10 protein-coding genes and 1 pseudogene are annotated in these 14,793 nt (G+C 61.7%); all 11 read left to right on the top strand.

Features of this window, described 5'->3' with window-relative positions; all coding sequences use genetic code 11:
- Positions 1-2: 2 nt before the first annotated feature.
- Positions 3-1,925 (top strand): annotated as a pseudogene (locus tag DWU98_RS15995) (DUF2169 family type VI secretion system accessory protein); the annotation flags it as partial.
- Positions 1,926-2,156: 231 nt separating this feature from the next.
- Positions 2,157-2,591, top strand: coding sequence for a pentapeptide repeat-containing protein (locus DWU98_RS22570; RefSeq protein WP_425480238.1), 435 nt, complete (start codon positions 2,157-2,159; stop codon positions 2,589-2,591).
- Positions 2,588-3,655 carry a pentapeptide repeat-containing protein gene (locus DWU98_RS15990; RefSeq protein WP_115496558.1) on the top strand — a complete coding sequence of 356 codons (1,068 nt, stop codon included), beginning with the start codon at positions 2,588-2,590 and terminating at the stop codon, positions 3,653-3,655. Before DWU98_RS22570 ends, DWU98_RS15990 begins: the two co-directional genes overlap by 4 nt.
- Positions 3,652-4,200 carry a DUF3540 domain-containing protein gene (locus DWU98_RS15985; RefSeq protein WP_115496557.1) on the top strand — a complete coding sequence of 183 codons (549 nt, stop codon included), beginning with the start codon at positions 3,652-3,654 and terminating at the stop codon, positions 4,198-4,200. The genes DWU98_RS15990 and DWU98_RS15985 overlap by 4 nt, the downstream gene beginning before the upstream one ends.
- Before the next feature lie 5 nt (positions 4,201-4,205).
- On the top strand, positions 4,206-4,604 hold the full coding sequence (locus DWU98_RS15980; RefSeq protein ID WP_115496556.1) for a DUF4150 domain-containing protein: 399 nt from the start codon (positions 4,206-4,208) through the stop codon (positions 4,602-4,604).
- A complete protein-coding gene (locus DWU98_RS15975; protein WP_115496555.1) occupies positions 4,604-5,083 on the top strand; it encodes a hypothetical protein in 480 nt (159 codons plus the stop codon). Before DWU98_RS15980 ends, DWU98_RS15975 begins: the two co-directional genes overlap by 1 nt.
- 8 nt (positions 5,084-5,091) lie before the next feature.
- Entirely contained in the window at positions 5,092-6,510 is a 1,419-nt protein-coding gene (gene tssK, locus DWU98_RS15970) for a type VI secretion system baseplate subunit TssK (RefSeq protein WP_115496554.1), read from the top strand.
- Positions 6,511-6,518: 8 nt separating this feature from the next.
- Positions 6,519-7,274, top strand: coding sequence for a DotU family type IV/VI secretion system protein (locus DWU98_RS15965; protein WP_115496553.1), 756 nt, complete (start codon positions 6,519-6,521; stop codon positions 7,272-7,274).
- Between the two features lie 100 nt (positions 7,275-7,374).
- Positions 7,375-11,385, top strand: coding sequence for a type VI secretion protein IcmF/TssM N-terminal domain-containing protein (locus DWU98_RS15960; RefSeq protein ID WP_115496552.1), 4,011 nt, complete (start codon positions 7,375-7,377; stop codon positions 11,383-11,385).
- A 25-nt stretch (positions 11,386-11,410) separates the two neighbouring features.
- Entirely contained in the window at positions 11,411-12,574 is a 1,164-nt protein-coding gene (gene tssA / locus DWU98_RS15955) for a type VI secretion system protein TssA (RefSeq protein WP_115496551.1), read from the top strand.
- A 93-nt stretch (positions 12,575-12,667) separates the two neighbouring features.
- Positions 12,668-14,740: a GNAT family N-acetyltransferase gene (locus tag DWU98_RS15950; protein WP_158545082.1), complete on the top strand. Its 2,073-nt coding sequence runs from the start codon at positions 12,668-12,670 to the stop codon at positions 14,738-14,740.
- The last annotated feature ends 53 nt before the right edge of the window (positions 14,741-14,793 follow it).

The raw sequence follows: 14,793 nt of genomic DNA, 5'->3' as shown, positions 1-14,793 counted from the left end.
GCATGAAGATCATCAAACCCATGACGCTGGGGCTGATGCATCGCCCTTACCTCTGGCAGGGACGTCATCGGCTGCTGGTGGCGACGTTGGGATTCTTCTCGCTCGGAGGGCGTGCCGACACCTTGCTGCGCGACAACCTGCAATGGCGCAAGGTGATGGCTGCGCTGCCGCCCGGCCGGCCGCTGGACGAACTGATGCCCAAGGCGCGCGGCGAAGTGCTGATGGCCGGTAGCGCCTATGCAGCGCGTGGTCTTGCCACTACTGAGCAAACAGTGCGCTTGCAGGTAGGCACGATCGACAAGCGCCTGCGCGTGGTGGGCGATCGCGAATGGAAATACGGGCTGCTGCCGCTGCTGCAAATCACACCGCCGGTGCCCTTTACCAGCATGCCGCTGGCGTGGAATCGCGCGTTCGGGGGTGCGCGCCATCCGGCCAATCCGGAAGGTTGTGGTTATCTGACCAACCCCTTCGCGGCGTTTGTTGGCCGCAACGAAGGGCGCATGCCGAATGTGGAAGATCCCCAACAACCGGTGCGCTATCCCCATCGGCGTTATGCGCCGGTGGGTTTCGGCGCTATCGACGTGGGCTGGTTGCCGCGCCGGCGCTGGATCGGCACCTACGGTCGACGCTGGCAGGCCGAAGCGTTTCCAGGCCTGGCCGATGACACACACACGGAGTTCTTCAACACCGCGCCGCTGGACCAGCGCATGGCCGGACATTTTCAGGGCGGCGAGGCCTATCGACTGGAAGGGCTGCATCCGCAGTTACCGGTGATCGAAGGCTGGTTGCCGGAATTTCGTCCGCGCGCGTTCGTGCATCGCAAAGGCGCGCCGTCTGATGCGCTGGACGAACTGCAACTGGCTTTCGACACCGTGTGGTTTTTCCCGGATGCGGAGCTGGGTGTCGCCATTCATCGCGGCGAGATCGACGTGGACGACAGCCTGGCCTTGGACGTCGAAGCGGTGATGGTTGCCTACGAGCACGCGGCCGATGTGCCGCGCGCGTTGTCGCATTACGGTCAGGTGCTGGCTTTGCGTTTGAATCGTGACACCGCCGCGCGGCATGTATTCAACGAGTCGCAGCTCACGCCCGAACCGGACGCGGTGCTTCGTGCAGCGCGCAGTCTGGAGGACCAGCAGGAACACGATCAGCGCAAGGCATCGCGCGATCTGCGCGAGGCCACATTGGCCGCCGAATTCGAAGCAGCCAGCGGCATGGCGCCGCCGCCATCGCCCGCGCCGGCAGGGCCGGCGTTGGCCGTTCCTTCCAAGGCCGCCATGCTGCGTGGCGATTTCGATCTCGGCCCATTGCTCGACAGCGCCGAGCAGTTGGCCAAGCAGGCGAGCGAGCACGCACAGGTATTGCGCGAGCAAGCCGCCGCGCAAATGGCCCAATTGCCAAAGGTGCCGGCGGCGCCCACCGCAACCGTGGAAGCGGCACTGGCACGCGCCGATGGCTCCAGCAGTTCGCTTGGCACGCTTGCCCAATTCAGCGTGTCCTTGTCGTTGCCAGCGGTATCCATCGCTCCATTGCAGGATCTGCAGCGCCGCGCGCGATTAGCTGCACCCACCGTCACCGCATCGGGCTTGCCCTTGACACCGGAAGCGGCGGCGGCCATTGGCCAATGGGTGTTGTTGCGTGTGCGCGAAGGCGCATCGTTGCAAGGCTGCGATCTGGCCGGTGCGAATCTACGTGGTGCAGTGTTATCGGGTGCCGATCTGCGCGGCGCGTTGTTGGAAGCGTCCGATCTCAGTGGTGCGCAGCTCGATGGCGCCGATCTGAGCGAAGTGGCCTTGACCGGCGCCACCCTGGACAAGGCCAACTGTTCCGCGGCACGTTTCGACGGCGCCAACCTGGCCAAGACACGCGCGCACGATGCGATATTCCATGGCGCCAGCTTTTCTGGCGTGCAGGCGTCAGATGCGGACTGGCAACGCGCCGACCTGGCCGGCGCGCGATTCGATCAATGGATTGCCCCCAATGTCGTGCTCACCGGCGCCAATCTGGAGCACACCACGCTCAACGATTGCGTGTTGCTGCACGCCAAGGCCGATGCGAGCCGCTGGTCGCATACGTCCTGGCAACGCACTGTGGCGCTGGGTTCGAGCTTATGCGACAGCGAGTGGAGCGACGCAAGCCTGAGCCGCTGTGTGCTGATGGAATGCAAGCTTGCCGATAGCCGCTGGACCGGCGCGGCGCTCACGCGCGTGCAGGCTGGCGGTGGCGCCGACTGGAGCCGTGCCGATCTGCAGCGCGTGGCGGCTGACCACAGTAGCTGGCGCGATGGAACGCTTGCCGATGCAAACCTGATGAACGGCGAGTTTCGCGAATGCGACTTCAGCGGCACACGCCTGCAGGGTGCCGTGCTCGAACACGGGTTGTTCTATCGCTCGTTGTTCATGGGGGGCGTGCTCACTGCATGTCACGCCGAGTCGGCCGATTTCTTCCAGGCCATGTGCCGGCGTGCCGATTTTCGTGCCGCAGATCTGCAAGGCGCGAATTTCGTGCAGGCCGAATGCACTGAGGCGCGCTTCGACGACGCACGGCTGGAAGGTATCCGCATCGAACCCGGACGGAGGCTGCGCGGATGATGCAGTGGAGCGACATCCTGCATTTGCAGCAACTGGGCCGTCCCGTGCACAACGTGGACCTCGGGTCGCTGGATGCGAGTGCAAAACGCATCGAGAACCTGGTGTTCAGCGGCGTCACCTGGCGTGGCGCGGCGTTGCGCCACAGCAATATGAGCGGCGCTACCTTCGTCGATTGCGATCTGCGCGGCGCGGATCTGCGCGGCATGACGATGCAGGCATGCAGTTTCACCCGCTGCAACCTGAGTCAATCTCGCTGGGCTGGCGTGAACGCCTCGCAGGTGGCGCTGACCGGTTGCGATCTGTCGCATAGTGACTGGCAAGGCAGCGCGCTGGCGTTGAGTGCGTTCAATCAATGCGACTTGAAGGCGATCACGCTTGCCACATCGAATTGGCAGCGTACGGTGGTGGCGCAATCGCAGCTGGCGGGGGCGAACCTCACGCATGTCGTGCTGGATCAGTGCGTGCTTACCGATGTAGATTTTCGCGGCATCACCCTCGACGGTTTACGGGCATCGGCGTCGGTGCTGCGCAAGGCGTGTTTTGACGGAATGGACTTGCGCACGGTCAAGCTGTCGCGCTGCATGCTCGAAGAAACAAGTTTCGTCGAGGCCAACCTCGAGGGCGTCGATTTGCGCCAGGCCAATTGCCGGCAGGCGACGTTGTTGCGTACACACTTGCACGGTGCAGATGTTTCCGGCGCGTTGATGTTGCAGACCGTGTTCGAGGACGTCGATGCCACCGCATTGGTGTGCGAGGGCACGATCCTGCAAAGTGCAACGCTGCGCCGCGTTTGTCTGGATCGGGCGCGCGCCACGGGCAGTGTGTGGGATCACGCTCAATTGACCGACGTCAGGCTCGCAGGTGCCGATCTCAGCTACGCGCGCTTCGACCACGCCAGCGGTGGCCCCATCGACCTCAGTCGGGCCAACCTGGCCCACAGCAGTTGGCATAACACCCAGTTTTCCGACCTGGACATGCGCGGAGCGAAGCGTACCCGCATGCGCGGTACTTCCCCTGCGCGCCTGACCGCCGAGGCGCGATCCCTTTCTTTGGAGACACGATGATGTTCGCCACCAGCCGACGCAGTTTTACCCGCAACACACCGCAGTTGTCCGAGGCGGTCATTCACGAAGCACTCGATGGCCACGTCTGGCGGCTGGAAGACGGTCGCGCCGCGCGTCAAGCCACCTCGTGCGTGGTGATGCCCGAGCCGGGCGACCGCGTGCTGCTGGTGAGCATGGCCGACGACAGCCGCTATGTGCTGCACATACTGTCGCGCCAGGATCGCCGCGGCGCCACCTTGAACGTACCTGGCGCGGAGCGTTTGTCGATCCGTCAGGAGAACATCGACGTGGCCTCGCAGACGATCGCCCTGCGTGCAGTCGACAGTGTGGAACTGACGGCGGTACAAGGTCCGTTGTCGCTGAACGCGCGCAACATTTTCGCCAGCGCCACCGAGTCGCTCGTGCACACCGCATGCACTTACGTAGGGCAGGTCGAGCAATTCCTGCTGCACGCACGCCAGCTTCTGCGCCTGCATGGCGAGCAGACGCTGGTGACTGCGCGGCAGGATGCCAAGATCGACGCCGAACGCATCAGCCTGGGTTGAAGGCAATGTTCGTCAACACCAATCTTGGCGTACTCGATCTGGCTTTTCCGGACGTATGTTTCGTGCCGGTACTGGGCGTGCCGGTGCCCATACCGTTTCCAAACATCGCCTTGTCGTTCACGGATATTCCCGCGCAGTTCCAGGTCATCGTCGGCGGTGGCCTGGCCGAGAATCTTGTAACGATCGGCGCGATCAGCAATGGTGATCAGGCCGGTGCGGAGGGTGGCGTCGTCTCGCATCTGATCATGGGTCAGTTTCGTTCGCTGCTGGGCAGCTTCAAGGTTTTCATGGGCTGCATTCCATGCACGCACATGCTCGGTATCGTGGGCCAGAACGGTTTGTTGCCCAATACGGTCGGCATTTCACTGACGCCTGCGCAGGTGACTGTGATGGTGTTCGGCTGATGCGCGCGCGGATTGCCACCTCGAGGATCGCCGTGCTGGCCGTCGCCTGCTGGGTGTTGGCAGCATGCAGCACGCTCTCCAATCTGCTGCCCTGGCACACCAAGACCACTAGCGTAACGAGTGTGCGCGTGGCCGCCCCACCGGGCGCCAATCTCAACTCCGCGACCATGCTGGATCTGGTGTTTGTCTATGACACGACCAGCGCCGCCATGCTGCCAAAAACCGGGCCCGACTGGTTTGCGCAGAAGACATCGCTGCAAAACGGGCTAGGCCCAGCGATCGACGTGGTTTCGCTGCAGGTGCCACCCGCCACGGTGATCGATACGGTGAGCTTGCCCAAGCGCGCTGGCAAAGCGCTCACTGTGTACGGCTTTGCCAACTACCAAAGCCCGGACGGACAGGCACGCATTGATCTCACGCAATTTCGTCATCCAGTGATCTGGCTGGCGCCCACCCAAATTTCCGTCACCGAACAGTAGAGGCCGTCATGAGCGCGACCGTCGAGAACCTGCCCATGTTGCCCGAAGCCGTTTCATGGTCGGAGGGCATGCTGCTTTCGCCGCAACATTTCCAGCAGAACGACATCTACTGGAACGCCTTGTTGCGTCACCAGATGTCGGTGCTGCAACCCTATTACTGGGGAGTGCTTTCACTGAGCGTGAAACGCGAGGCACTGGGCCGCAAGTCGGTGGAGATAGAGAGCCTGCGTTGCGTCATGCACGACGGACTGGTGATCGAATATCCAGGCCACTTCGGTTCGCAGGAACTGAAAGTGCAGATCAATGAAGACGATTTCGATGCGCAGGGCAAGGCCGTCGTGCAGTTGAGCGTCCCCATCCGCGGCAAGGGCGCGGCCAGCGACATTGGCGACATGCAGCGCTACGTCACCGTCACGGGCAGTCTGGAAACGGATGAAAACACCGGTACGGACGAAATCCCTGTGGAGCGCATGTGCCCGAAAATCAGCTTGATCAAAGGCAAGTCGGTGGCTGCCTGCTATTGCGCGCTACCGTTGCTGGAAGTCAGCGGCGGATCGGGCGGCTTGCGCGTGACCGCGTACCACCCACCCATGTTGCGCTTGAGCGCCTGCGTCTTCCAGGGCGATGCCTCGCTCCGGCAGATGCTCAAGCTGCTGTCGGGCGAGCTTTGGCGTAAATACCGCGAATTGCTCGGCGTGCGCATCGACGATCGCGGCGAGCCGCGTTACGACGGCGAATTCAATCTGCAGATACTGACCGCGCGCTATCTGGTGATGGGGCTGCCGCGCTTCGATGTCATGCTGCAAAGCGATGCGTCGCATCCGTATGAGCTCTATGTCGCGCTGTCGGAGCTGGTCGGCTTCGTCGCGGCCACGCCAGGCGCGCCGCAGCCGCCATCCATGAAGGGCTACGATCACAGCGATTGCATGCCGCAATTCCAGCTCGCGATCGACTACGTGCGGGCGCAACTGGCGCGCATGAATGCGGACTATCAGATCCTGGAATTCGAAAAAGTCGGTGCGTCAGGTTTCCGCTGCGCATTGCCTGCCAGCACCGACACCAGCAGCCTTTTGATTGAGTTGCGCCCGCGCGCAGGCCAGGATGCGGCGACACTCGGACGCTGGCTCGACAACGCTCACGTGGCCAGCGAAGAGTTGATTCTTCTGCTGGTGCGTCGTCGTTTCCCAGGCGCCACGGTAAGCCCCTCCAGCGACGCCACGGTGGCCGCGCTGAACCTGAAACCGGGTGCCTTCGTGTACGAAATCACCAATGGCCACATTCATCCTGATGATGGTGTGCCGCGCGCGCTGATCAGCCCAGGGCACACACTGATGATCATGGGCGAGCGGGACGACAATGTTCCGGCCGCGATCTACCTGTACTTGCCGCGTCGCGCAGCGCGATCCGGTTCCACGAGTGCAGGGTAGGCGCGCCCATGGCCAATCCTTCGCGCAGTTTTCTGCTGAGCTGCTTCGCCGGTTTCTACGAGGAAGTGGCCAGGATAAAACTTGCCGCGCATAGCGGTGGACTGGTGCGTCTGCTGCAGCCGGAGGCGCCGCATGAACAGCTGGCCGCGCATGACCTTGCCGAGCGCGTGGCCAAGCACCTGATCGACGTACTGGAGAGCCAGACGCGCCTGGTCGCCGCGGCCACGCCGGCGGAACAAAAGGCCTACAAGGACACGCGCTACGTCATGGTTGCGCTGGCCGATGAGATTTTCATTCTCAACCTGCAATGGCCGGTCGCCGAACATTGGCCTGAGCATCTGCTGGAATACACGTTTTACCGCACGCGTATCGCCGGCCGCCAATTTTTTTCATATGTGCAGAGCCTGATCGATAGCCGCGATCGCTCCCCGCTGGATGCCGATTTCGCCGCGGTGCTGCTGTTGTCCATGCAGCTTGGCTTCCAGGGCATGTATCGCGGTGGCGAGGACGGGCGCGATGCGCTGCATGCATTGCGCGGCAAGCTCTATCCGATCGCCACCCAGGCGCAGGGCAGCGGCAACGCCTACATGTTCCCGCAGGCCTATGAATACACCGTGGTCTCCAATCACGACAATACACGCATCGCGCTGGCGCCGTGGCTGCGCGCGCTGGCGTATGGGGCGCTGGTCTATCTGCTCGTATCGTCGGTCGTGTGGTGGGCGCTCACCCGGTCGTTGTTGAACGTGATCAAGGAGGCCGCATGAGCGCGCTGGCATCGGCGCCCATCGGCAGTCCACGCCGTGCTGACGCGCCTGCATATGGTGCACGCATTTTTTCCATGTTGCGGGGGGCACGGCGAAGACCATGAGCGCGTTCGTCGCATGCCTGCTGCTGGCCGCGGTCGCCTTCGTGCTGATCGTTTGGCTGCTATGGCGTGCGCGCACATCCAAGGTAGCCGCAGCGCCGGCCAAGGCCGCGACCACCGCGCGCGCATGGCGCTGGATCGATGTGCGCGATCGATTGCGTCGCGCCTATCAGAGCATCGACCGCGCCGTGCGCTACGTGGCAGCACGCAAGGATTGGCGTTACCGCAGCTCGTGGCTGTTGCTGATGGGTTTTCAAGGCGACGGGAAAAGCAGCATCGCCGCGTCGGTTCCCGCCGACCTGCGCCGCCTGTCGCGACAGGGCGATCGGTCGCATGAAGACTTTCTGCGCAAGGCCGTTCCCCATTCCGATTGGCTGTTCCTTGAAAAAGGCATGCTGATCGATCCGGTCGGCGTGCTCGGTGATCCGGCTTCGAAAACGAATGGGCAGGCGAACGATTCGCTGTGGCGCGACATGCTCGCCAATTTCGACAGCCTGCGACCGGATCGCGCGCTCGACGGCGTGGTATGGGTGATTTCCGCATCGCGCCTGCTGGGCGCAGACGCGGCTGGACGCGCGGCGCTGGGCCGTTACGCGTTTGCGCGCATCAACGACTTGCAAGCCGCATTCGGCTTTGCGTTGCCGGTGTACGTCGTCATCAGCCAATGCGATACCGTGCAGGGCTTCACGGCATTCTGGTCCGCCCAGAAGAGCGCATTGCGCAGCCAGGTTGCCGGATGGTCCAGCCCGACCATCGACGATAACGGCTTGCCGTCCGAATGGGTGGCCAAGGTGTTCGACAAGCTGATCGTCGGCCTGCGTGGGTTGGTCTTGCAGGCAGCGACCGCGCGCGACGAAATCCAGGACGTCGACGACTTTTTCCTCTTTCCGCAATTTATGAGCGTGCTCCAGACGCCGGTGCGGGAGTTCCTGGAGATCGTGTTCAAACCCAATGTGTACGAAGCGCGCGCCTTCTGCCGTGGGGTGTATTTCACCGGTGTGGTGGGCGGGGACAAGCCGCAGAATGTCCGCGATGGCGCGCGCGACGATGTGGCGTTCATCGAAGGCCTGGTGCGCGACAAGTTTTTTGCCGAGCGCAATCTCGCGCAGCGCACGCAGAAAGGTTTGCTGGCGCGCAATCGCATCATCCGCCAGTTGCAGGTAGGCCTGCTCGCCGCCATGGTGGCGTTGATGGTGGGCCTGCCATGGAGTTCGGCGCAGGTCAGCAAACAAGTGCATGACTTGCGCCAGACGGTGATAAACATTTCAGTCAGCAGCAAAGCGCTGACGCAGAGCGAATGCCTGGATGAAGAACGGCTATCCAAACTGCTCATGGAGGTCGGCTCGCTGGATCAGCGCACGCGCTATGTCGCCATACCGTTGTCCTGGCTGGATTCGCGCATCAATAGCCGTATCACCGGTGTCTCGCGCAAAGCGCTGGAAACCGTCGTGTTCCCGTCACTCGCCTGCAAGCTCCAGCAGAAGATCAGTGCCTTGTCGGACACCACGCTGGCCGATCCCAAGTCCAAATCGGTGCAGGGAGCCGGCCCTGCCGTCGCATTTCAACGAGACAAGGTTCAACTGCAACAGCAACTGGCCGACCTGAGTGCGCTGGAAGACAACCTGGACCGCTTCGCGGATATCGCCCAGCAAGGCGTGCAGACCGACAAGCATAAGCTCCTGCTCGAATTTGGCGTGCTGTGGCAATACGTGTATCAAACCCCGTTGCCGCCCGGCACGATGAAGGAGAACAGCGACCTGGCCGATGCATTGGTGCAGTCGACGTATCCTGATCCACCGTCTATTACACCCGATGTGCGGACGCGGCTGGCGGAGCAGTTCCAGAAAATGGCCAGCGATGCCAGGATTTATCTGCTGCAACGGGTGCGGCTGGGCACGCAGAGACTTGCCGTACTCAACGATGCAAAACCTCCTTTTCTGCAGAAGCTGCGCGCTTTCAACACTTGGTTGGGCTGGATCCGCAGCGACTGGCTACTCACCACGCCGAGCGACAATCCCTGCACCAAGCTCAGCGATGCCATTGCTCCAGGTATCAAAAACCTGATCGACCATCATCGCTATAGCTCAAGCTTGCAGGGTACGTTGCAGGATTTCAGCACCGCGCAGTGCTATCAGCCGGCCATCGACAGCTTGAGTTCGGAAACGCTGCCATCCCATGGATTGTTGTTCCAGTTCGATGCGGCGGCTCAGCAGCTCAATGGTCTGAGTCCGGAGATGTCCAATGAAGCGGCAGGGCTCAAGGCCTTGGCAAGTGTTGGTTTCATGCAGTTGGAATCCTCGCAGCAATACAGTTGCAACCCCTATACGGGCGGCTGGGACGGCGAGGTGTTCGGCGAACTCATGTCCTACATGCGCCAATATCAAGTTTTCCTGAGCGAACAAAAGATCGCCGATCAAGCATCCGCCGCCGCGGGTGCGCCTGTGCAAGCCCCTACAGACGCCGATGCGAGGGCGGATGACGAGCCTCTCTACGAGGTCCTCGCGCGCGAGCAATTGGACATGGTGATCAAGGACTCCCTGGCGCGCAATCAACGTGGGCAGCCCGGCCAATCGCCAGATACCGGCCTGGATGCGACCTCGCAACTGGATCGTCAGTTGTCATCCCAAAGCACGGATATGTCCGCCACGCTGCAGCCGATGACGCAGTGGCTCAACCAAATGCAGAACCTGAAATTCAAGACATTGGCCGATGACGTGGGTCAGTGCGAGCAGAACTACGCTTCCACGATGTTGAACGATGCGTCGTTGCTGGTCTCGTCCAGTCAACTGTACAACCCGCCCGCACAGGACGGTACGGACGACAGCACGCCGCTGTTTGACCTCGGCAGCACGCCGGTGCTGCAGGATTATCTGGACAGACAGCTCGCGCGTGTGCAGGTGCTTGCGGGCTATGCGGCACCGTTCGTCACGTTGTTGAAGGGCGTTACTGGCGTCAATAACAGTCAACGCGTCAATACGCATACCGATACATACTGGGGGAACACGATCAGCGAGCTCAATCGCGCCGTGCAATTTGCCGATCCGGCAGGGCAGGTCGCGCAGCTCAACGATTTCTTCCTCAAGCAATTGGCCACGTTGACCTACGCCAACTGCACGAGCGTGCTCAATGGCTACGCGTCGCCGGCTGTGGGTAACGACCTGTTCTCCGAGCAACGCAAGGCGATTTTCCAAATCGCGCAAGCCAAATGCACTGGTCGCGGTGGTGATAACTCCGATCTGCATTTCATGCGCATTGGCATGTTGTTCAACAACCAGCTCGCAGGGCGCTATCCGTTTGGTCCGCCGGATGCGCAGGAAGTGACGCCTGCCATCGTCAAGGCGTTCTTCGTGTACTACGCCAAGGAAAAGCCGGAGCTCGAAACCTGGCTCGCCACGGCGACCGGCGCGAAGGCTGAGCGCATGAAGACCTTCATCGGTCAATTGGACGCCGTGCAAGCATTTTTCGCGGGCAATCTGCTGGCTCAGCCGCAGAGCCAGCCCATCACGGTCAATGCCGGCTTCCGCGCGTTGCCGGCCAATTCACCGCTTAGCAATCAGCTGATCGCCTGGACGTTGCATGTGGGTGGCAACACCGCCAAGTGGCCCGGCAACGTAGCCGGCGTGGCGTGGAACATCGGCGATCCTGTTTCACTGGATCTGCAATGGGCGGATCGTTCGCGCTTTACGCCCGTGCCCGATCCCTCGCAGTCGGATCTCAACGTGAGCGGCTACGACGCCGTGTTCCAGTCAGGCGGATCGTGGGCCTTGCTGCATTTGCTCGACACACACAAGTCCCCATCTCCAGGCGATGCACTCGACCCAAGCCTGCAGATGCTGCGCTTCCAGTTGCCGGTGTTGGCGGCGGCCGATGCGAGCGCGAATAAACGCAGCACGCAAAACGCCGAGTTCTATCTGACGATGAAGTTCAGCGCGCCCGATCCCACCACCAAGGCGATCGTGCCGCTGACCATGCCGACCTTCCCGCAGGAGGCGCCGGTGCTGTGGAAATGATTCCCTTCCGCAAGGAGTTCCTACGATGAGCCTGCCTGCGTCCGCGATCGAGCACGAAGGGATGCCGTCGTGCGAAACGCCATCCAAGCCATTGACCGATCATGGCTACTTCGAGCGCCACCTTGGCGTCTCGCTGCACCAGATGCTGGCGCCGCTGGAAGGCGCATGCCCGGCGGGGCTGGCGGTGCGCGGCACCATGATGTATCGCATGGTCGAGCAAGCGCGGCGCAGCGATGACACCACGCTGCCCATGGGCTCGTGGGCCGTCGAACCCAAACGGGCGAACTGGGCCAAGGTGTCCTCGCTGATCGCCAACATACTCAGTGGCAGCGCCAAGGATCTGCAGCTGGCGGCCTGGTTGCTGGAGTCGGAAATCCATCAGCGCGAGTTTGCCGCGCTGGCGCCATGCATCGAATTGTTGCGGGGGCTATGCGAATGCTGGTGGGACGATCTGCACCCGCAAGGCGACGGGGGCGACTTTGAGGCGCGCATCAATATCGTGCGATGGATTAACGAGAAGTTACCAAGATCGTTGTCATTGATCCCGCTGATTGCCAACGACGAGGAAGCCGCCTGCTGGTCGCACTGGGAAGTGGCGCATCATTACGAACGCCTGCGTTCAGCGCACGGCAAATTGCCGGAAGAAGCAAAGGAAGCCGCTACGCTCGACGACTTGCACCGCCTGCTGGAGGTGGTTTCGCTGGATGGGTTGCGCGAACGCCACGCACAGCTCGTCTGTGCGCGCAAGGCCATCGAAGCGATGGAGCATAGCTTGCGCGCACGCCTGGCGTCCGAGGCCCCATCGTTGGGTCGGCTTGAGGAACTGCTTGCATGCATGCAGACCTTGCTGCGCGGCGAGATGGCGCGACGCGGCGTAGGAATGGAGCCCGTTGTGGAATCGTCGCCGGTCATTGACCAGGCCGATGTCGTCAGCCCAGCCGAGGATGCGCATGGACATCAGGACGAAGCGGCCTTCACTGACCGCGATCGGGCCTATCAAGCGTTGGCAGACATCGCCGAATTCCTGCTGCGAATCGAGCCGCATAGCCCCGTGCCGTATCTGATCCGCCGCGCCGTGGAATGGGGCGGGCTCAATGCAGCAGAGCTGTATTACGAGGTGTTTCACAAGTGCGCAGGGCGAATCGACGTGCTGGAGCTACTCGGCATGCAGACGCAGGAAAAAGCGTAATCGTGAAGTCACCGTCGTAACTGTTTTGCGCGAGACAGCGGTATGAGCGCAGCCATGCGCGTCATCCCATTCAACCTCTGCGAGGTAGGCATCATGGCTGTAGCAGATATCCAAGTTGTGGAGCAGCGTAAGGTACCTTTGCCTGCCGATGATGATAGCGGCGTCGCCTATGAAACGTTCCTTGCGCAACAAGGGCTCAGTGACGTATCGACGATGTCGGCATCGCCCTTGCTGGCTGCGGGGTGGGCGCACGTCATTGCACGCTGTTGCGACGCATGGCGGTCTATGGGCGCCATCGATTCCGATCACCCCGTAGTGATCGTGGACTTGGTGGGCGACGATGGCCATTTTTCTCATTTGATGTGGCAGGCGCTTGAGCGCATCTGGAACGCATCATCCGCGCGCGATTATCGCCTGCGCTATGTTGCCTGCGTTTCGCCCGGCACCGATGTCGACGCATGGCGTGGGGATGCGGGGTTGAGTGTCACCCAGAATCTGACCGTGGTCACGCTCGATCCAATCGATGGGGAGGCGTGGCGGGTGCAGGCCGGACTGGATACCACCAACCCTGTTGTGGTGCTTGCGCACGATTATCTGCATCGCCTTTCATGCAGTTTGCGTGGCGTCCACTACGGACAGTGGATGGAAGGCCGCGTGCGTGTTTGCCCCGAGGACGAAACGCAAGCGGTCGAATATCGGTGGACGATACTGGATAAGGATCGATCCTTGTCCCAGACGCTCAGGCGGCGTTACCTGCGGGTCATCCAGAGCGCATGCGTGCAAGTACCATCGGCGGCGCTGCGCTTGCTTGGGAGTGTGGCAACGCTTAGCCGCAACCGATTCCTGTGGCTTGCCGCCGACCACGGCGTAGTGGACGAAAGTCGCATCCGGTTGGGTGCATTGGCGCCCTCGCATCAGGGGAGTGAGGGCGGTCAACCGCAGCCTGTGAACTTTCATGCCTTGTCCTGGGAGCCATCCGTTCACGGCGCATGGGTGCATCACCACCAACTAAATGAGCGAGGCGTCGTCACACAAGCTATTTGGCGCCACGGCGATAGGCACCTTTGCGACTCAACGACGCGCGTGCTGCGCGACGTCTTGAACGCAGCCCATCCGGAGTTGGCTCAGACATGTGCGCAACTCGCGCACGCGTTACCGGCAGATACGGAGCCATCGCCATACCTCGCATTGCTGCACACCAGCGCTTACGACATGGCGGTGCTGGAGGCGGTGTTGGGCCGATGGTGCGAATCGCCGCCATCGCTAGGTGTGTTGGAACGCGGAAATTGGCGAGAAGCCTTGCAGCGTGCATGGGTGCATTGTCCGCGCACTTCGTCGCAGGGGGTATTGCGGCATGCGCTTGGTTTGCTCGCCACGCACTGGGGATTCTTCGACCTCGCCAGGCGCATTTTTGAGGCGGATGCGAATAACGCCTGTGTCGCCTATTGCAACGCATGCAGTGGTTACGCAACGTTGGCGCGCCAGCAACTGGATGAGCTTGATCCGGATGATGCGGGGGCTATTGCGTTACGTGAAGAACTGGATACGCGCCTGAACCGTTGGCGCACGCTTGCATGGTATCGACCGGACCTTGCGCGCGATGGCGATCTTTCCATCGAGCCGCTCGGCTATGAGCATGCCGAGAGTTTTCTACGGCAATACCACGATCCGCAGATCGCCATGCTCACGCGCCTGCCGGAACTGGGCTCGGTGGAAGAAGTGTGCGACTGGATGGCCGAGCAAAGCGGCGATCCACGTCGATCCACTTTTGCGGTGATGTCCGCCAGTCACGGATTCGTGGGCGTGGTAAGCCTGCATGCGGGTCGTAACGGCGGCTATTTCTACTTTTGGATCGGCAACGAGCATCAGGGTCACGGCTATGGGCAGCGTGTGGCCCGATTAGTGTTTCGCCAAGCGCAGGCGCAAGGTGTCGAGTCGTTGTTTACTTCCGTCTACGCCGACAACGCGCGCTCCATCGATGCGTTGTCCGCGGTCGGCTTTTGGCGCCTGCATGTTCATGCGCAGCCACCTGACGAGGATCTGGTGTTCTTCGCGCGCATACCTGAGGAACAGCGCGGGAAAAGCATTCCCGCGTTTTCATCACGTCTGGCTGCGTTACTGACTGAGCTCGATTCTTCAATCGCGTTGATGGGTTGCTCCTCATGATGGCTACGGCAGTTCTGAGCAGGCGGTAACGTTACCGTTGCGCGTGTTATCCC

It is taken from the genome of Dyella monticola, from assembly GCF_003363155.1.
In the GTDB taxonomy this organism is placed as follows: domain Bacteria; phylum Pseudomonadota; class Gammaproteobacteria; order Xanthomonadales; family Rhodanobacteraceae; genus Dyella_B; species Dyella_B monticola.
Note: the sequence above shows the minus strand (reverse complement) of the source record. Positions and strands in the feature narration are given on the sequence as shown.

What these genes read in the sequence shown, in the direction of transcription:
- DWU98_RS15980 (WP_115496556.1), top strand. Translation starts at nt 4,206, where the DNA reads ATGTTCGTCAACACCAATCTTGGCGTACTCGATCTGGCTTTTCCGGAC.
- tssA (WP_115496551.1), top strand. Translation starts at nt 11,411, where the DNA reads ATGAGCCTGCCTGCGTCCGCGATCGAGCACGAAGGGATGCCGTCGTGC.
- DWU98_RS15990 (WP_115496558.1), top strand. Translation starts at nt 2,588, where the DNA reads ATGATGCAGTGGAGCGACATCCTGCATTTGCAGCAACTGGGCCGTCCC.
- DWU98_RS15965 (WP_115496553.1), top strand. Translation starts at nt 6,519, where the DNA reads ATGGCCAATCCTTCGCGCAGTTTTCTGCTGAGCTGCTTCGCCGGTTTC.
- DWU98_RS15975 (WP_115496555.1), top strand. Translation starts at nt 4,604, where the DNA reads ATGCGCGCGCGGATTGCCACCTCGAGGATCGCCGTGCTGGCCGTCGCC.
- tssK (WP_115496554.1), top strand. Translation starts at nt 5,092, where the DNA reads ATGAGCGCGACCGTCGAGAACCTGCCCATGTTGCCCGAAGCCGTTTCA.
- DWU98_RS15985 (WP_115496557.1), top strand. Translation starts at nt 3,652, where the DNA reads ATGATGTTCGCCACCAGCCGACGCAGTTTTACCCGCAACACACCGCAG.
- DWU98_RS22570 (WP_425480238.1), top strand. Translation starts at nt 2,157, where the DNA reads ATGGAATGCAAGCTTGCCGATAGCCGCTGGACCGGCGCGGCGCTCACG.
- DWU98_RS15960 (WP_115496552.1), top strand. Translation starts at nt 7,375, where the DNA reads ATGAGCGCGTTCGTCGCATGCCTGCTGCTGGCCGCGGTCGCCTTCGTG.
- DWU98_RS15950 (WP_158545082.1), top strand. Translation starts at nt 12,668, where the DNA reads ATGGCTGTAGCAGATATCCAAGTTGTGGAGCAGCGTAAGGTACCTTTG.